The sequence below is a fragment of the Facivitalis istanbulensis genome (genome assembly GCF_040560405.1).
Taxonomy (GTDB): Bacteria; Pseudomonadota; Alphaproteobacteria; order Sphingomonadales; family Sphingomonadaceae; genus Sphingomonas; species Sphingomonas istanbulensis.
Window position 1 is genome coordinate 1 of the sequence record NZ_JAVSCQ010000028.1, and the last position, 18738, is coordinate 18738.

16 protein-coding genes and 1 pseudogene are annotated in these 18738 nt (G+C 65.9%); 14 read left to right on the top strand and 3 right to left on the bottom strand.

Translation table 11 applies throughout. The annotated features are described in order from the left end of the window. Positions 1-87 precede the first annotated feature (87 nt). On the bottom strand, positions 88-795 hold the full coding sequence (locus RN629_RS14315; RefSeq protein ID WP_407035822.1) for an OmpP1/FadL family transporter: 708 nt from the start codon (positions 793-795) through the stop codon (positions 88-90). A 273-nt stretch (positions 796-1068) separates the two neighbouring features. On the opposite strand from RN629_RS14315, the gene galA reads away from it, so the two are divergent. The 4 genes and pseudogenes from galA to RN629_RS14335 all read left to right on the top strand — a co-directional run bounded on the left by galA (position 1069) and on the right by RN629_RS14335 (position 5926). After that, positions 1069-3573, top strand: a complete 2505-nt coding sequence (gene galA, locus RN629_RS14320) for a beta-galactosidase GalA (RefSeq protein WP_407035823.1) — start codon at positions 1069-1071, stop codon at positions 3571-3573. A 12-nt stretch (positions 3574-3585) separates the two neighbouring features. Beyond that, entirely contained in the window at positions 3586-4671 is a 1086-nt protein-coding gene (locus tag RN629_RS14325) for a glycoside hydrolase family 53 protein (RefSeq protein ID WP_407035824.1), read from the top strand. 115 nt (positions 4672-4786) lie between these two features. Beyond that, positions 4787-4963, top strand: a pseudogene (locus RN629_RS14330) (integrase core domain-containing protein); the annotation flags it as partial. Positions 4964-5251: 288 nt separating this feature from the next. Beyond that, entirely contained in the window at positions 5252-5926 is a 675-nt protein-coding gene (locus RN629_RS14335; RefSeq protein ID WP_407035825.1) for a hypothetical protein, read from the top strand. Positions 5927-6026: 100 nt separating this feature from the next. On the opposite strand, the gene RN629_RS14340 is transcribed toward RN629_RS14335, so the two are convergent. Further along, on the bottom strand, positions 6027-7133 hold the full coding sequence (locus RN629_RS14340) for an oxygenase MpaB family protein (RefSeq protein ID WP_407035826.1): 1107 nt from the start codon (positions 7131-7133) through the stop codon (positions 6027-6029). Between the two features lie 522 nt (positions 7134-7655). Here RN629_RS14340 and katG point away from each other — a divergent pair. From katG to RN629_RS14375, 7 genes are all read left to right on the top strand, one after another. Beyond that, positions 7656-9830, top strand: a complete 2175-nt coding sequence (gene katG / locus RN629_RS14345; RefSeq protein WP_407035827.1) for a catalase/peroxidase HPI — start codon at positions 7656-7658, stop codon at positions 9828-9830. A gap of 340 nt (positions 9831-10170) precedes the next feature. Beyond that, the gene (locus tag RN629_RS14350; protein ID WP_407035828.1) at positions 10171-12231 is read left to right on the top strand and encodes an FUSC family protein; all 2061 of its coding nucleotides are present in this window, start codon (positions 10171-10173) and stop codon (positions 12229-12231) included. Next, positions 12228-12452 (top strand): DUF1656 domain-containing protein, encoded by a 225-nt coding sequence (locus tag RN629_RS14355; protein ID WP_407035829.1) that lies wholly within the window; start codon positions 12228-12230, stop codon positions 12450-12452. Before RN629_RS14350 ends, RN629_RS14355 begins: the two co-directional genes overlap by 4 nt. 2 nt (positions 12453-12454) lie before the next feature. Beyond that, on the top strand, positions 12455-13354 hold the full coding sequence (locus RN629_RS14360; RefSeq protein ID WP_407035863.1) for an efflux RND transporter periplasmic adaptor subunit: 900 nt from the start codon (positions 12455-12457) through the stop codon (positions 13352-13354). Beyond that, positions 13348-14781 (top strand): efflux transporter outer membrane subunit, encoded by a 1434-nt coding sequence (locus tag RN629_RS14365; protein WP_407035830.1) that lies wholly within the window; start codon positions 13348-13350, stop codon positions 14779-14781. The genes RN629_RS14360 and RN629_RS14365 overlap by 7 nt, the downstream gene beginning before the upstream one ends. A 75-nt stretch (positions 14782-14856) precedes the next feature. After that, a complete protein-coding gene (locus tag RN629_RS14370) occupies positions 14857-15705 on the top strand; it encodes a LysR family transcriptional regulator (protein ID WP_407035831.1) in 849 nt (282 codons plus the stop codon). A gap of 123 nt (positions 15706-15828) precedes the next feature. After that, positions 15829-16179 carry a DUF488 domain-containing protein gene (locus RN629_RS14375; protein ID WP_407035832.1) on the top strand — a complete coding sequence of 117 codons (351 nt, stop codon included), beginning with the start codon at positions 15829-15831 and terminating at the stop codon, positions 16177-16179. A gap of 10 nt (positions 16180-16189) precedes the next feature. Here RN629_RS14375 and RN629_RS14380 read toward each other — a convergent pair whose 3' ends face one another. Further along, positions 16190-16633, bottom strand: a complete 444-nt coding sequence (locus RN629_RS14380; protein ID WP_407035833.1) for an Rrf2 family transcriptional regulator — start codon at positions 16631-16633, stop codon at positions 16190-16192. A 90-nt stretch (positions 16634-16723) separates the two neighbouring features. Here RN629_RS14380 and RN629_RS14385 point away from each other — a divergent pair, with 90 nt between their 5' ends. Genes RN629_RS14385 through hmpA form a run of 3 tightly spaced genes read left to right on the top strand, consistent with a single transcriptional unit; the run spans position 16724 to position 18663 of the window. Further along, positions 16724-17137, top strand: coding sequence for a group III truncated hemoglobin (locus RN629_RS14385; protein ID WP_407035834.1), 414 nt, complete (start codon positions 16724-16726; stop codon positions 17135-17137). Position 17138: 1 nt separating this feature from the next. Next, complete coding sequence (locus tag RN629_RS14390; RefSeq protein ID WP_407035835.1) at positions 17139-17411, top strand: DUF1971 domain-containing protein; 273 nt, start codon at positions 17139-17141, stop codon at positions 17409-17411. 40 nt (positions 17412-17451) lie between these two features. Then, on the top strand, positions 17452-18663 hold the full coding sequence (hmpA, locus tag RN629_RS14395) for an NO-inducible flavohemoprotein (RefSeq protein ID WP_407035836.1): 1212 nt from the start codon (positions 17452-17454) through the stop codon (positions 18661-18663). Positions 18664-18738 lie beyond the last annotated feature (75 nt).

Sequence of the window (18738 nt, forward strand, 5' to 3'; positions counted from 1 at the left end):
CCAGCGACATCGCTGCGCGACAACGCCTCTTGATCCAGGCCAACCTCGTGTGACACTATCCCCAACGTCACCGCTGACACATCACCATCAATGTCGCTGACCAGTCACCGACGATGTCGCGCTACACGATGCAGCGGCGAACGGTGCGAGACCCCGAGCGCGGAAGCCCTGGACGACCGCGACCGGGGCAATCCCGATGCTGTGGTTTGGCACGAACCGTACCGCGATCGTCGGCGATATCGTGATCTGCTGCAAGTTGACCCCGGCCCTGCCCGTCGCACCGAAGCGGGCATAGGGATTACGGTCGTAGCTGGTGTTCATGCCGCCATTGCCGTTGATGGCGATGCCGACCGCGACCCTGTCGGACAGGGGGCGGACATAGGCCAGCTCGGGCAGAAGGAAAGGGTTGGACCCGTTGCCGCCATAGTCGGCGTCGGGGCCGTATGCGTTGCCATGGATACGCGTGCCCCGGTCCGGGATGAAGATATCCACGCCGCCATCGAGCCGATGGCCGACTTCCGTCGCAGTCGCCGGATTCGTGGCGATCGACAGTGCATCTTGTGGGAGCGCGATCGCGACCCCGGCTTCGCCCTTCGCCTTCGCGCCGACGCCGCTCAGCAGATAACCATCGGTTGCCCAAGCCGGAGAGGCAGAGGCGATGGAGCCGATCGATAGGGCAAGACCGATGCGCCGCTGGACCTTTCCTTTCCTGACACCCGACGCTCCGCTCATGAATATCCCCTTTAGCCTGTTCTCAATTCCTACTGAATGAATGGGCTTAACGAGCGAGGTCAACCTGTTTAAGGTTGCTGCCGTCGAAGCACAGCTATCGACCCGAATGGTACGCCGGGGACATAGAGTGGCCCCACGCCGGCAGCAGCGGAACGCCCCGCAAAATGGCTGGGCCCCGATCGCCCGCTCCCCCCTCCCCCCGATGACGGCATGCTCCCCCAGCGCGACGTTCCCTGATCCGTGCCCCATCCCCATGCCGCCACATCCCCGACGCCATTGCAGTTCCGATAAAATGCCCCTAATCCAATTATCAGACAAATAGGTTGGGAGGGGTTGGTGCTGGATCGACGGGCATTCGTGATGGCGGCTGCGGGCGCGGCCGGGGCGTTGGGTGCCGCGGGCGGCCAGGCCGCCGCTGCGACGGGGGCCGGCGGCGATCCGGCGGTGCCCGCGACGGCCCCATCCTCTCCCCGGCGATCGACGCGGCTGGCGCAGTGGCGCTTCCATCTCGGCCATGCCGCCGACATGGCGCGCGATTTCGGCTATGGCCGCGACCAGCGCACCTTTGCCAAGGCCGGTACGGGCACCGCCGATGCGGCCCAGCCGGGTTTTGACGACAGCGTCTGGCAGGCGGTGCAGGTGCCGCATGACTGGGCCGCCGCCCTCCCCTTTGCCGCGCCGGTCAGCGCCGTCGCCAAGGATCGCGAGGATGCCGCCGCCGCGCATGGCTTCAAGGCGATCGGGCGCGACTGGCCGGGCAACAGCATCGGCTGGTACCGCACCGCCATCGCGGTCGAACCCGGTGACCGCGACCGCATCCTGACGCTGCATTTCGACGGGGTGTTCCGCGACTGCGTGGTCTTCGTCAACGGCTATATCGTCGGCACCAGCGCCAGCGGCTATGCCCCCTTCCTGGTCGAGATCGGCGATTTCCTCGATTATGATGGCGGACCGAACGTGGTCACGCTGCGCGTCGACGCCACGCTGGGCGAAGGCTGGTTCTACGAGGGGGCCGGGATTTACCGCCATGTCGATCTGGTGCGCACCGCGCCGGTCCATGTCGCCCCCTGGGGCAGCGCGGTACGGACCGAGGCGAGCGCGACCGGCGCGCGCGTGGCCGTCCGGCTGGACCTGGCCAACCGTGCCAGGACCGCCGCGACGCTGATGGTCCGACACCATGTCATCGGCCCCGACGGAGAGCGGGTCGCCGCCCTGCCCGACCAGGCGCTGACGCTGACGCTGGCGGCCGGCGGCGAAGCGGTGGCGGAGGCGATGGTCGACCTGTCCGCGCCCCGGCTCTGGTCGCCCGCCAGCCCGTCGCTCTACCGGCTGGTCAGCGAGCTGCTCGTCGATGGCGCGCTGGTCGATCGGTACGAGACGGTGTTCGGCATCCGCTTCCTGCGCTTCGACGCGGCGCGCGGGTTCCTGCTCAACGGACAGCCGACCAAGCTGCTCGGCACCTGCAACCATCAGGACCATGCCGGGGTCGGCACCGGCATCCCCGATGCGCTGCACCGCTGGCGGATCGCGCAGGTGCAGGAGATGGGCGGCAACGCCTGGCGCAGCGCGCACAACCCGCCCGCGACCGCGCTGCTCGACCTCGCCGATGCGATGGGCATGATGATGATCGTCGAGATGCGCCGCAACAGCAGCGATCCCGAAGCGATGGGCGAGCTGGAGCGGATCGTCCGGCGCGACCGCAACCATCCGTGCGTCATCGCCTGGTCGCTGGGCAATGAGGAGCCGCAACAGGGTACCGCGCGCGGTGCGCGCATCACCACGGTCATGCAGGACCGGGTCCGCGCGCTCGACCCCACCCGCCCGACGACCTTCGCCTTCGACCATAGCTGGGACCAGGGGACGGCCAAGGTCGTCGACGTGGTCGGCTTCAATTATCGGACCGACCGGATCGAGGCGTTTCACCAGGCGCATCCGACCGTCCCCGTCTATGGTTCGGAGACGGGCAGCACGGTGGCGACGCGCGGAGCCTATGCCAACGATCCCGCCGCGCATGTCGTGCGCGCCTATGATACCGAGCATCCCTGGTGGGCCTCGACCGCCGAGGCGTGGTGGAGCATCGCGGCGGAGCGGCCCTATATCGCGGGCGGCTTCATCTGGACCGGCTTCGACTATCGCGGCGAGCCGACGCCCTACCCGGCATGGCCCAGCGTCTCGAGCTATTTCGGGGTGATGGACCTGTGCGGCTTCCCCAAGGACGATTTCTATTATTACCGGGCATGGTGGCGGCCCGATCGGCCGCTGGTCCACTTGCTGCCGCACTGGACATGGCCGGGCAAGGAGGGCCAGCCGATCGAGGTCTGGGTCCATGGCAATTGCGCCGAGGTGGAGCTGCTGCTCAACGGCCGCAGCCTGGGGCGCAAGGCGATGCCGCGCAACCGGCACCTCGTCTGGCAGGTGCCCTATCAACCGGGCCGGATCGAGGCGCGCGGCTATGACCATGGCCGCATCACCGCGCGCGACGAGCGGCGCACCGCCGGCGTCGCCGCCGCGCTGCGCCTGACCAGCAACCGCACCCGGCTGGTCGCCAACGGCACCGATATCGCGATGCTGATGGCCGAGGTGGTGGATGCGCGCGGGACGCCGGTGCCCGATGGAGCGGCGGCGATCGACTTCACGGTCGCGGGCGACGGGCGGATCATCGGCGTCGGCAATGGCGATCCGACCAGCCACGAGCCCGACGTCGCTACCCGCCGCACCAGCTTTCACGCGCTGGCGCAGGCGATCCTGCGCACCGGCACCACGCCGGGCGGCGTGCGCGTCACCGCGCGGGCCGAGGGGTTGCGCCCCGCCACCGTCCAGTTGTTCGCCCATCAAGCCTGAAGGAAGATCGCGATGGTCCCGCTTTTCTCGCTCGCCGCCGCGCTGGCCGCCGCCACGCCGCAGACGCCGCTCTATCTGGGCGCCGACCTGTCCTTCACCAACGAGATGGACGCGTGCGGCGCGGCCTTTCAGGCCAGGGGCAAGCCCGCCGATCCCTTCGTCCTGCTCAAGCAGAAGGGCGGCAACCTTGTCCGCGTGCGGATCTGGAACGACCCGCGCTGGACCAAATACAGCAATTACGACGACGTGCTGAAGACGATTCGCCGCGCCCATGCTGCCGGATTGCAGGTGCTGCTCGACTTCCATTATTCGGACGACTGGGCGGACGGCGACAAGCAGATCGCGCCCGCCGCCTGGGCCGGGATGACCACCGACCAGCAGGTCAGGGCGCTGCACGCCTACACCTATGACACGCTGATGAAGCTGGCCGCCGCCGGGCAGATGCCCGAGCTGGTGCAGGTCGGCAACGAGACCAATCCCGAACTGATGGCCGGGCCGAAAAAGCCGGTGATCGACTGGGCGCGCAATGCGAAGCTGCTCAACGCCGGGATCGCGGCAGTGCGCGCGGCGGGCAAGGCGACCAATACCAAACCCCGCATCATGCTGCATATCGCGCAGCCGGAGAATGTCATCCCCTGGTTCGACGACGCCACCGTCGCGGGCGTGATGGACTATGACATGATCGGCATCAGCTATTATTCCAAATGGTCGAAATACAATCTGGCCGGGCTGGCCAAGGTGATCGCGACCGCGCACAAGCGCTATGGCGCGGACGTGATGGTGGTCGAAACCGCCTATCCCTTCACCCTCGACAGCGCGGACAGCTCGACCAACTTGCTGGGGCAGGATTCGCTGATCCCCGGCTATCCCGCGACGCCCGCCGGACAGCTCAAATATCTGGAGGACCTGACCCAGACGGTGGTCGACAGCGGCGGCAACGGCGTCGTCTACTGGGCGCCCGACTGGGTCTCCACCCGCTGCGGCACGCGCTGGGGGCCGGGATCGAACTGGGAGAACGCCGCCTGGTTCGACCTGAAGCGGCACGAGGCGCTGCCGGCCCTCGACTTCATGGGCAAGACCTATCGCCGGTCACGATAACCCGGTGGATGCGGTGGGCGCATGGTCGGAACCGGAAGCCCACCGCGCCGCACCTCCGCCGACGACCTGACCCGTTCGGTGCGCGCCACAGGTTGTCGGCCATCCTCGTCCGGGAATCCGCAGCCCCCGATCCAACGGCATCTCCGAGGCCTTCGTGCATACCCCCAAGCGCGATTACGACCGCGTCTCGCCGCTCCCTGATCCACTCACCGTGTTGACATCGCTTGCCAGGTGGATCGAGGACTATAATGACAACCACCCCCAATTCAGGGCGCAATCTGCAACCGCTTGATTCCGTCCGGTGAAACGAGGGCCAGATCACTGGCTGTCTACGAACGGCGTTCCAGGGAAAGAAGTCTGATGCCAGCGGATGCATCATTCATGCAGGTGGCCTATCGCCACGCGGGTGATCGGACAGGGTCTATGCCGGGGCCGGATGGCGCCTCGGCGAGGGTTCCCAACGGTGCGACACGCAGTCAAGATGGTACCCGGAGCAGGAACGCCATTTCTGCATCGCTCGCAGCCCCTGCAATCGCCCGTTGTGAAGATTTGAATGGCAGATTCGACTGTGGGTAAGATGATGAGCGATATCAAAACGAACCGTTCCAAAGTCCGGACGCGTGGGAAACGCGCCGGCTTGGATTTGCATCAGATTGTCGAGGCCGCACGATCTCTTGATGCAAATATGCTATCGATGCAGTCACTCGCCGATTTCCTGAACGTCGATAGAAAAGCACTCAACTATCACGTCAAGGACAGGCAGACGCTTCTAAATCTGGTCGCCAAGGACATGTTCTCCTGTCGATTCTCGTCGAATGGAATCGCGAAGTCAAAGAATTGGCAGGATGCTTGTCGGCTCTATGCAATGGATCTGGTCGATGGATTAACCGCGCTGGACGGGCTGGCCGAACACTTCAATGAATCCCTGGCATCCTGGGGCCTGGAACCCACGGAAGCTCTTTTTGGATGGCTTGGAAAAGCCGGATTTAAGGATGATGTGGCGGTCCGCCTGGTCGCCATGCTCGTCACGCTTTGCATGGGGTTCGCCCGCGACGCTATTCAGGTTAAAAATTCCGCCGATCGGCCCAGGCCTCGTACGTTGAGGGCGGCGCTTGCCAATGTCGATGTTTCGAAATTTGAAAATCTGGCGCGCATCGCCGATTTGGAAGTTGACACCTATAATAGGAAGCAGATGGAATTCAACCTAGAGATCTTCCTTCTCGGCGCAAATGCAATCCTTCAACCTGAAGTATAGATATCATTGAAGGACGATATATATCCAAATCCTATCATCGATAAGAATATAATACATTTGCGCCGTTCCGGAATATTGCCACGCATCCGTCGATAAAGAATTACACCGTGGCGAAGGTCCGATTTGTACGTTCCGATTTCGCCTTCGCATGGAACTGTCGCGCTGACTTTATCAGATTCACTGCATCCGGCCCCCACATCATCCGCATGAAGTATCGCTCTATTGGTCCACGCTGGAACAGCCAGACCATTGGCATGAGCAGATAGGACAGGAAAAATATCTTCCTCTCCTGTGCCCGGCTGATCCCCATGGATCGGCGGGTTTTACCGGATACGGACTTCAGGACAGGAATCGAAAACAGCTTGTTTTGAAAGAATAACTGTATCTTCACCCGATATTGCGATGGGTGACGGTTTTTGCGGATGGATTGCTGTATAAGCTGATACCAATTCTGGCCCGTCGCCGGAATGGTCGCCATGGTCGAGCTATGGGTATTCCCGAATAATCTTGCGTCTCTCGCGTACAGGGCATTCAGCTCGGCCATGTTGGTCGGGAGATTCTCATCCTTGCCCGGAAATAGGCGGGCATACTCGGAAACCTCGGCGACGAATATGTCTCGGGTTGCCGCCGGCAGGCGGCGGGGAAGCCGCAGGCCATTGAATGCCAGGGACTCGTACAGCCAAAGCATCGAGTGCATTTCGGTAAGGACGGCCCACATCGATTCGCGCGGGGAATTGGCCTCATATCCTCCCAGCTCGGGATCGCCCACATCGATGACCGGCCCCGCGACTTTGGCATGCACGTTCACCAGATGGCCGGCGACGCGCGCCGCCGTTGCCCGGTCCCCCAGCCACATAGGAGCATGAATGCCGGAGTTGCGCTGGGCACGATCGAACATATCGAAAATCGTGAGCGTTCCACTGTGCGCCTTGCGCGAAATGGTGTCCCAATCCCGTACCCCGGCGAAGATCGGCTTATAGGTCAATTGCAGCACGAATTGCGCGGCAGACTGAAAAACGATCGTCGCGGGATGAAGGAGGATGTCCCACGCCACCGAACCGGGACCGAAAACCCCGGTATCGGCCGTGTCCGGATCGGCAATGTGCGGTTCGCCATGCCGCCGCCAGCGCGACGGCGTGCCCAGCAGCCTTTCCTGGGTAACGACCCTGTTCGTCTCATGCGAGGCGTCGGCAAATTTGGTAGACATTTCGCATCCTCATCCGGTGGTTTTGCTATATATTCCCGGGTGGGAATATATAGCAAAACCACCGCCAAACAACAGATTCGATACGCCCCAGGAATGCCGACCTCCGACTGGTGCTGGGCTGCCCTGCCGTACCCGATGATCGATCCCGCTTCGTGATGGCCCCTTCAACCCCCTCGAAGTGCGGCAAGGGCGATGCGGCTGGTTCTGCACGGAAAGGACGGGAGCGATCCGTCCAGCGGTGCAGCGGCGTGACGCGAGCCCCGTGGCTCTGGCCGCATTGGCCGCCCAGTCGGCAGTCACACTCGATCGACATCGCTCAATGCATTTTCGGCCAGGCTCCGAACGACCGGCCAATCATGAGGAAAACCTATCAGAGATTCCAAAAGATACCATTAGTACCAACCCACGCCTACAGCTACATAACGGCCACGGCGATGGTCCGGGAACGGATGGTTTTCAGGTTCGGGTTTGAACTCGACATTCAACGTTTCGCATTACCAAACAATTCCTTTGGAGGAATATATGAACTCGACGTCACAATCGGCGGGCAAATGTCCCGTCGCGCATGGTGCCCTGACCACGGCAGGGGCATCTGTCACGAGCTGGTGGCCGAACGCGTTGAATCTGGACATCCTTCACCAGCATGACGCCAAGACCAATCCGATGGGTCAGGGCTTCAACTATCGCGAGGCGCTGAAGTCGCTCGACGTCGAGGCGCTGAAGGCCGACCTGCGCGCGCTGATGACCGACAGCCAGCCCTGGTGGCCCGCCGACTGGGGCAGCTATGTCGGCATGATGGCGCGCGTCAGCTGGCACGCCGCCGGCTCCTATCGGGTCACCGACGGACGTGGCGGTTCGGGGACGGGCAACCAGCGCTTCGCGCCGCTGAATTCGTGGCCGGACAACGTCAACACCGACAAGGGTCGTCGCCTTTTGTGGCCGATCAAGAAGAAGTACGGCAACAGCATCAGCTGGGCGGACCTGATCGCGCTCGCCGGCACCATGGCCTATGAGGCGGCCGGCCTGAAGACCTTCGGCTTCGCCTTTGGTCGCGAGGATATCTGGCACCCGGAAAAGGACATTTACTGGGGCAGCGAAAAGGAATGGCTGGCGCCCAGCGATGGCCGCTACGGCGAAGTCGCCAAGCCCGACACGCTGGAAAACCCGCTGGCCGCCGTGCAGATGGGGCTGATCTACGTCAACCCTGAAGGCGTCAACGGGAAGTCCGATCCGCTGGCGACCGCCGCCCAGATGCGCGAGACCTTTGCCCGCATGGGCATGAACGACGAAGAGACCGTCGCGCTGACCGCAGGCGGCCACACCATCGGCAAGTCCCATGGCAATGGCAGCGCGGCCGATCTCAGCCCCGATCCCGAAGCCGCCGGCCCCGAGTTCCAGGGCCTGGGCTGGATGAACACCAAGGGCCGCGGCATCGGTCGCGACACCGTCGTCTCTGGCATTGAAGGCGCCTGGACGTCGGAACCGACCAAGTGGGACAATGGCTTCTTCGAGATGCTGTTCAAGCACGAATGGACGCTGACCCACAGCCCGGCGGGCGCGTCCCAGTGGGCGCCGATCGCCATCGCGGAAGACGACAAGCCCGTCGATGTCGAGGATGCCTCGATCCGCGTGCTGCCGATGATGACCGATGCGGACATGGCGCTGAAGGTGGATCCGATCTACCGCGAGATCTCGCAGCGCTTCCTGAACGACTTCGACGCCTTCTCCGACGCCTTCGCCCGCGCCTGGTTCAAGCTGACCCACCGCGACATGGGGCCGAAGTCCCGCTATTTCGGGCCGGACGCGCCGCAGGAAGATCTGCTCTGGCAGGACCCGGTTCCCGCCGGCCGCACGGACTATGACGTCCAGGCGGTGAAGGACCGGATCGCCTCGTCCGGCCTGTCGGTCGCCGATCTGGTCGCCACGGCGTGGGACAGCGCCCGCACGTTCCGCGGGTCGGACAATCGTGGCGGTGCCAATGGCGCGCGTCTGCGGCTTGCACCCCAGAAGGACTGGGAAGGCAATGAGCCGGAACGCCTCGCCCGCGTCCTGCCGGTCCTGGAGGCGATCGCCGCCGAGACGGGTGCCAGCATCGCCGACGTGATCGTGCTGGGTGGCAGCTATGGTGTCGAGCAAGCGGCGAAGGCCGCCGGCTTCGATGTCCAGGTTCCGTTCGCGCCGGGCCGTGGCGATGCCACCGCCGACATGACGGACGCCGACGGCCTCGCGGTCCTCGAACCCCTGGCGGATGGTTTCCGCAACTGGGAGAAGAAGGACTATGTCGTCAGCCCCGAGGAAATGCTGCTCGACCGGGCCCAGCTCATGGGCCTCACGGCACCGGAGATCGTCGTTCTGATCGGCGGCCTGCGTGTCCTCGGCACCAACCATGGCGGCACGGCGCATGGCGTGTTCACCGACCGTGTCGGCGCGCTGACGACCGACTTCTTCACCACCCTGACGGACATGGCCTATAGCTGGCTCCCGACGGGCAAGAACACCTATGACATCCGCGATCGCCAGACCGGAGCGACGAAGTACACGGCCACGCGGGTTGACCTCGTGATCGGTTCCAACTCCATCCTGCGCGCCTATGCGGAAGTCTATGCCCAGGACGACAATGCGGCGAAATTCGTCAACGACTTCGTCGCGGCGTGGACCAAGGTGATGAACGCGGATCGTTTCGACCTGCGCGCATAAGAGCCCGGCCGGCGCTTCATCCTTGCCGGCCATAGTGAGTGCCTTCCCCTGCTCCGGTGGGGGAAGGCACTTTCGATTCCACCACCCCTGATGCGCCGCGCTGCCGGCGCTTGACCGCCGGAGAGGCAAGCCATCAGCCCGGTCGCGAAGGATCGGCACCGCCTCGCGATAGGCGTTCGTCGCTCAATACAACAATATTTTTGCGGTTAAGCATCAATATTTTGATCTGCGGTTGCCGGTTTTTCTTCGTCTAAGACGCCCCCGCACGATCAGGGGGAAATGGCCACATTCGCTGTCGGTCGTGACAGACCCCACCAGTCCATTGTCACGGTTGCCAGCGATGATCTCTCCCGCGACGGGCCATGCGCGCCTGTCACTTCCCGCGCTCCATCTCGACCCGCGCAAGCTGCTCTTCTCGCTGAGCAGCCTGATCGCTGCGGTCGTGACGCTCGGCATCGCATTCGCCGCGAGCCTGCCCCGGCCATGGTGGGCGTTGCTCACCGTCTATGTGACCGCCCAGCCCATGGCGGGAGCCTTTCGCCCGAAGATCCTCTATCGCCTCGGCGGGATCGCCACCGGCGCGATCCTCACGCTGCTGCTGGTGCCCAACCTGCAAAACTCCCCGGAGCTGCTGGTCCTCTGCCTTGCCGCGTGGACCGGCCTGTGTATCTATCTCGCGATCCTCGACCGCACCCCGCGCGCCTTCCTGTTCCAGATGGCGGCATTCAGCGCGGCGGTGATCAGCTTTCCCTATCTCGACGATCCGGCCGACATCTTCGAGACGACCATCGCCCGCGTCCAGGAAATGACCGTCGCGATCCTGTGCGTGACGCTGGTCCACGCCCTGCTTCAACCCTGGAGCGCGACAATCGTGATCCGGGATCGGGCGCAATCCTTTCTCGCCGATGCCCGCGAATGGGCGGCCGAGGCGCTCGGCAACCGTCATACCCGCCTTGAGGATGCGCATCGCCGCAGGCTCGCCGCCGACGTGACCGAACTCGGCATGATCGCGGTTCACCTGCCCTTCGACCAGCGCTGGGCCCCTGCCACGAAGCGCCGCGTCCAGGCGATGCAGCAATTGCTGGCCAGCATCCTGCCGCTCGCCTCCGCCGCGGCGAACCGGCTCGACCTGCTCCGCGAGGAGGGATCGCTCTCCCCCCGGCTCGAACAGCTCCTGGCCGATATCACCGACTGGCTGCGCGACGCGGGCAGCCGCCCAGGGGGGGTGCGGCCATTGGTGCACCGCTGCGAGGCGATGGCGGCGGAGGAGGAAGCGCGTGGCGACTGGGAGGCGCTGCTGACCGCCAGCGCGTGCATCCGCATGGCCGAATTCCTCTCGGCGATCGCCGCGGCGCGGCGGCTGGAGGGCCGTCTCGGCTCCCCCGGCCGCCCCAATCTCACGGCGGTGCCCAGCGACGCCTTCGCCCTGGCGCGCGATCACGGCGTCGCGGCGCTCGCGGGCCTGGCGACCGCCACCGCGATCTGCCTCTATTGCGCGGTCTGGATCCTCCTCGCCTGGCCCAACGGCTCCGCGACGGCGGCGTTCGCCGCGCTCATCACCTGCTCCTTCGCCGCCCAGGACGATCCGGCGCCCGCCATCGGCCGCTATCTGATCGCGACCCTGAAGACCTATCCGGTCGCGGCGCTCTATCTGTTCGTCATCCTGCCCCGCGTCGATGGCTATGCGATGCTGGTCATCACGATCGCACCCGTGCTGCTCTGGATGGGCTATATCCAGGCCGATCCGAAGCGATCGCCGCAAGCCTTGCCGATGTTCTCCTGCTTCATCGTCGCCATGGGATTCCTGGCGCGATTCCAGGCCGACTTCGCCCTGTTCCTCAATACCGGGCTGGCCCAGCTTGGCGGCATCGTCGTCACGCTCGCCGTCACGCGGCTGTTCCGATCGGTCAACATGCTGTGGACCGCGCGGCGGATCCTGCGCGCCAACTGGGCCGATCTGGCGCAGCTCGCCGATATCCGGCGACCGTTCCTGGCCGAGCGCTGGACCGCGGCGGCGATCGACCGTCTGGGGCAGGTTGCGGCACGCATGGCGGTGGCGACGCCGGGCGACGCGCTGCACGCCGCGGACGGCCTCGCCGATCTCAGGATCGGGCGCAACATCATCCCGGTCCGTCGGTCGCTGTCGCATGTGCCGCACGACGCGCGACGCAGGCTGGGCCTGGTGCTGTCCGGGCTGGCGGCCTTCTACGACGCGCGGTGGCGCCATGCGCATGCCGACCCGGTGCCCGCCACGCTGCTGGAGCCGATCGATGCGGCGCTCGGCGCGCTGCTCGACCTTCCCGCCGATGCGCCGAGGCGGCGGGCGCTGCGCGCGCTCGTCGGCATGCGCTGCAACCTGTTTCCGTCGGCCGCGCCGTTCGTGAAGGGCGGTGCCGCGTGATCGAGGAACTCCACATCCTTGGCGTCTATGTGCCCGCCGCCCTGGCCTGGGCGGTGCTCGCGGCGGTGCTCGTCTATCTGCTGCGTCCGCTCCTTCAGCGGCTGCCGATCATCCGCATCCTCTGGCATCCGAGCCTCGTCGAGCTCGGGCTGTTCGTTCTGCTATGGTGGGGCCTCAGCGCCTTTGCCGATGCATTCCTCTTGCCGTGGCTGGCCCCCTGATCATGCTCCATCGCTATAATCTCCTCCGCTCGCTGGCGACGCTGGTCGCCATCCTCGTCATCCTCGGCGGGATCTACGCGCTCTGGCTGCGCTATCAGGTCGAGCCGGTGACCCGCGACGGCAAGGTCCGCGCCGACCTCGTCCCGATCGCACCCGATGTCAGCGGCCTTGTCGACGATGTCCGGGTGACCGACAATCAGGCGGTCAGGAAGGGGGACGTCCTCTTCGTCATCGAACAGCCCCGCTACCGCCTCGCGCTCGAACAGGCGCGCGCCAATGTCGCGGTGCAGGAAACCGCGCTGGCGCAGGCGGAGCGCGAGGACCGGCGCAACCGCGCCATGCCGGACGTCGTCGCCGCCGAGATGATCGAACAGGGACGGGCGAAGGCGGCCGGCCTGCGCGCGAGCATGGGACAGGTGCTGGCGGCGCGCGACCTCGCCCGGTTCAACCTCGACCGGACGGTGGTGCGCGCGCCTTTCGACGGCACGGTCTCCAATGTCTCGCTTCAGCGGGGCGTCTATCTCACCGCCGGAAAACCCGCGCTCGCCCTCGTCTATAATCGTTCGATGCGGGTGGAGGGGTATTTCGAGGAAACCAAATTGCCCGCGATCCAGGTCGGCGACCGGGCGAGCATCTACCTCATGGGTGTCGCCGACGAGATCACGGGGCATGTCCAGAGCATCGCAGGCGGGGTCGAGGATCGCGAACGCGGCGGGACCGACGGCCAGCTTGCGAACGTCAACCCCGCCTTCACCTGGGTCCGGCTCGCCCAGCGCGTTCCGGTCCGCATCGCGATCGACAGGATCCCGAACGGCGTCCGGATGATCCCCGGCCAGACCGCGACCGTCATCATCCATCCGAAGCATGGCGGCCCCGCCATCCACCGGGGCCTGCCGTGGTGAGGCCGCGCATCGCCCCGCTGCTCGCGATCCTGCTGGCCGGCTGCACCACGGTCGGTCCGGACTATCATGTCCCGGACGCGGCAATCGTCCGCGCGCCCACGGCGCAGGGCGCCTTCGCGGGCGGCACCGCCGTCACCTCGTCGCAGCCCTTGCCGGATCACTGGTGGACATTGTTCAACGATCCGGTGCTGGACGGCCTGGTCGTTCGCGCGCTCGACGCCAATACCGACCTGCGCGTGGCCGAGGCCAGTCTGGCGCGCAGCTATGCCCTGCTGGATGCGCGCGGGGCCAGCCGCGAACTGCAGGGCAGCCTCGCGGCCGACACCAGCTATGCGCAGCGATCGGCGGAAGCGGAACTCAGCCATGTGCAGCCGCCTACCCGCCAGATCTACAATGCCGGGATCACCGCCAGCTATGATCTCGACCTGTTCGGAGGGCTGCGCCGCGGCATCGAGGCAGCCAGCGCCGATACCGAAGCGGCCATCGCCGCGCGCGATCTCGCGCGGGTCAATGTCGCGGCGGAAACCACGCGCGCCTATATGGACATCTGCAATGCCGGGTTCCAGCGGGACGTTCTGGACCGGTCGATCGCGCTGCAGGGCCGGGGGATCGCGTTGACGCGCACCTTGATCCGTTATGGCCGCGCGGTGTCGTTCGACCGCGATCGGCGGCAGGGGGCACTGGACGCCAGCCGCGCGCGCCGTCCCCGGATCGTCGCCCGGCAGGACAATGCGCTGCTGCGGTTGACCGCACTCCTGGGCAAGACGCCCGCCGAGGCGGACAAGAACCTCCTCGCCTGCCACCATCCGCTCGACCTTGCCCGGCTGGTCCCCGTGGGCGACGGCCAGGCGCTGCTCAGGCGCAGGCCCGACATCCGCATCGCCGAACGACGGCTGGCGGCGGCGACGGCGCGGATCGGGGTCGAGACCGCCCAACTCTATCCCGATATCCGCTTCGGTGCCTCGCTCGGCTCGACGGGCGCGGCGGCCGATGCGCTGTCCCCGCTGACCAACCGGTTCGGCATCGGCCCCTCGATCAGCTGGGCGGTCAATCGCCACGCCGTGCGCGCGCGCATCGATGCGGCGCAAGCCCAGAGCCGCGTCGAACTCGCGACCTTCGATGGTGTCGTGCTGAAGGCATTGCGCGAGGTGGAGAGCGCGCTCAACTCCTATGCCGCCGGAATCGAGCAGCAACAGAGCCTGGAACAGGCCCGCGCGGCGGCGGCACGCGTCGCGCAGCAGACGGCGCGGTTGCGGCGCGGCGGCAAGATCGCCGAGCTTCCCGCGATCGAGGCCGAACGCGATCTGGTGATCGCCGAACAGGCCGCCGCCGATGGCCGTGTCGCGATGAGCGAGGATCAGATCGCGCTGTTCCTCGCGCTGGGCGGCGGATGGACGCCGGTCGCGACGACGGCCAGGCGGCAATAGCCGGGAGCCGTCGGGCCATTGGCATCCATCAAATGGATGCCTATCATCGGCCCAAGAGCACAAGGATCTTGATGCATGGACATCAACGTGGCCAGAACCTTTCTGGAGGTCGTGAAGACCGGCAGCTTCGTGGCCGCAGCGTCCAATCTCAACCTGACCCAGACCGCGGTCAGCGCCCGCATCCGCGTTCTGGAAGAGCAGCTCGATCGCCCGGTGTTCATCCGCAACAAGGCCGGCGCCCGGCTGACCCCGGCGGGCGAGCAATTCCTCCGCTTCGCAACGACGATGGTGCAGGTCTGGGCGCGCGCCAAGCGGGCCGTCGCCTTGCCGCCGGGCCGCGAGACGGTCGTGACCATCGGCGCCGAGTTGTCCCTGTGGAGCCCACTGCTGCGCCACTGGCTGCTCTGGATGCGCCGCGAATGCCCCGAAATCGCCGTCAGCACGACGATCGACACGTCCGAACGCCTGATGGAACAGGTCCAGGACGGTACGCTCGACGTCGCCATCCTCTATGCCGCGCCCAGCCGTCCCGGCGTGATCGCAGAACTCCTGTTCGAGGAAAAGCTGGTGCTCGTCCGCACGACGCCGACCACGACGCCGCTCGGGCCGGAGGATCATGTCCAGATCGACTGGGGCGAGGAATTCGCGGCCAGCTATCAGGCCGCCTTTCCCGACCAGCCCAATGCGGTGGTCTCGATCAGCTATGGGCCGCTGGCGCTCGAATATATCCTCGCAACCGGCGGCAGCGGCTTTTTCCGGCAGGGTTTCATCCGCTCCTATCTGGAGGACGGCCGCCTGACTTTGGTGCCCGACAGCCCGGAATTCTCCTATTCCGCCTATGTCGTCCATTCGACCAAGGCCGATCCAGGCGTCATGGACCGCATCCGCTTCGGCCTGCGCACCGCCGCGACGATCATGGCATGACGGTGGATGACGGGGCCCCCCGCCGCGCCGCCCGTGTCGCCGCGACCAGATCGGCGCGGCGCAATCGGCCATTCCCCGACCCAAGGCAGGTGGAGGCCCGAGGCTGATGGAGGGACAAGACTGATGGGCGAAGCACGCATCAAGCGGGTCTACGAAGCCCCCGTCCCTGGCGATGGTCAGCGGGTGCTCGTCGACCGGCTATGGCCGCGCGGGCTTCGCCGGGACGACGCGCGGCTCGACGCGTGGCTGAAGGAGATCGCCCCGAGCACGGGCCTGCGGACATGGTTCGGGCACGATCCCGATCGCTGGGACGCGTTTCGCCAGCACTACCGGTGCGAACTCGACGCGAATGTCGCCGCCGTCGCGGAACTTCGCGCATTCCTCTCGCGGGGCGATGTCACCCTTCTCTACGCCGCGCGCGACACGCAGCATAACCATGCGCGCGTGCTGGCCGACTATATGCGGAACGCGTGACGGCTGAGAATCAGGGCTCGGCGGCGCTGGTGGCGGGAAGCGCGCCGAACAGCCGACGGAGATCCTGGCGATTCGTGACGAGGTCGGCCAGCGTGTAGCGATCGAGCACCGCGAGAAAGGCCGCGAGCGCTTCCCGGAGAACGCCGGTCAGGCCACAGGCGGGCGCGATCACGCAGTTGCTGCAATCGACCAGCGCGAACCCGTCCTCGGTGTGGCGGACCACATCGCCGATATTGATCTCCCCGGCCGCGCGGCCCAGCCGGATGCCGCCGAACCGCCCCCGCACGCTCTCGATATAGCCGTTGCGCGCGAGGTCGTTGACCACCTTCATCAGATGATTGTGCGAGATTCCATAGGCCCGCGCGACCTCGGCGATCGAACAGAGCCGGTCGGGATTCGCCGCCAGATGCAGCAGCACCCGCATCGCATAATCGGTGAACAAGGTCAGCTTCATGCCGGGTCGAACGCACTCCAGGGCGGTGAAAGAATAATATGCATCATCCTTGCCTGTTTCAAAGCGCCGGTATAGATGTATTGACGATACATGATTGGAGGTCGAATCGTGGACGGGGCGGCAGGCATCGACGAAGCGGGACTGGAACGGCTTGTCGCCGCCTTCTACGCCCGGGTGCGCGAGGATGCGGCGCTCGGCCCGATCTTCAACGACGCGGTGGACGACTGGCCCCGGCATCTGGAGACGCTCACCGCCTTCTGGTCATCGGTGATACTCACCAGCGGGCGCTATAAGGGACAGCCCGTTCCGGCCCACAGAAAGCATCTCGACCGCATCACGCCCGAACTGTTCGATCGCTGGCTCGGCCTCTGGCGCGAAACGACCGACGCGCGGATGCCCGCCCCCGCCGCCGCCCTACTCCAGGACAAGGCCGCGCGGATCGCGGAAAGCCTCAAGCTGGCGCTGTTCTTCACGCTGGAGCCCCGCTCCGATCGGGCCGCCTGACATGGCGGTCGAGCCTTATCGGTCGACGCCGGTCTTCGACGAGATCTCGCTGCCCGCCGCACTCCGCGCGCACCATGCCACCAAAGCGGGTGTCTGGGGGATGGTGCGGATCCTCGAAGGGCGGGTGCGGCTGACCTATGTCAAGCCGCCGTGCAAAACGGTGCTCGATCCTGCCACGCCGGGGCTGATCCGTCCCGGCCAGCCCCATTTCGTCACGCCGCTCGGCCCGATGCGGATGCGCGTCGATTTCTACGACCAGCCGCCCGACGGCTGAGCCCCGTTCCACTTTCCATTGCTGTCAAAAGGAGACGTTGATGTCACAGCCACTCAGCGAGCGCACGATCGCGCTCGTCAAAGCCACGGTCCCGGCGCTCGAGGTCCATGGCCTCGATATCGTGCGCGAGATGTATAGCCGGATGTTCCAGAATCCCGACATCCGTGACCTGTTCAACCAGTCGCATCACGGCGATGCCGGGTCGCAGCCGCGCGCGCTGGCGACCGCCATCCTCGCTTACGGCGCCAATATCGACAATCTGGGCGCGCTGGCCCCCGCGGTCGAGCGGATCGCGCAGAAGCATGTCGGATTGCAGATCCTGCCCGAACATTACCCCTATGTCGCCGAGGCGCTGCTCGGCGCGATCCGCCATGTGCTGGGCGAGGCCGCGACCGACGAGATTCTCGCCGCCTGGGGCGAGGCCTATTGGTTCCTGGCCAATATCCTGATCGCGCGGGAGGGGCGCATCTATCACGACCTCGCCGATGCCGAGGGCGGCTGGACGGGCTGGCGCGATTTCCGCGTCGAAGAGGTGATCCGCGAGAGCAGCGTGATCTCGTCCTTCATCCTGCGGCCGGTCGATGGGCGGGGCGTCATCCGGCACAAGCCCGGCCAGTATCTGACCTTCTGGCTGGCCATTCCGGGCCACCCGCCGATCAAGCGCAATTATTCGATCTCCAATGCGCCCAACGGCGAATTCTATCGCATCTCGGTCAAGCGCGAGCCGCTGGGTCTGGCCTCGGGCTGGCTGCACGACCAGGCGAAGCCCGGCACGATCCTCCGGGTCTCGCCGCCTGCCGGGGAGTTTTTCCTCGCCGACAATCCCGAACGGCCCATCGTGATGCTGTCGGGCGGCGTCGGGCTGACCCCGATGGTGGCGATGCTGGAGACCATCGTGGAGCGGCACCCGGCGCTCGCCGTCGACTATGTCCATGGCACGCATGACCGCGACACCCATGCGATGCGCGATCATGTCCGCGCGCTCGCCGCCGGATCGGGGGCGATCACCGTCACCGATTTCCACCAGACGCCGCTGGCCGACGAAGTGGCGGGCCGCGACTATGACGAGGCCGGCCTGATCACCAGCGAATGGCTGGTCGCGAACACGCGGGTCGATGCGGCGGATTATTATATCTGCGGTCCGCGCCCGTTCCTGCGCGCGGCGGTCTCGGCGCTGTCGCTGGCCGGGGTGCCCGCCGACCGGATCCATTATGAATTCTTCGGCCCCGCCGACGAGTTGCTGGCCGCCTGATCGCGGCGCGGCGGTCGGGGATGCCCCCTGCCGTCCGCCCGGATGGCCCGGATATCAGGATGTCCGGGCCATCAA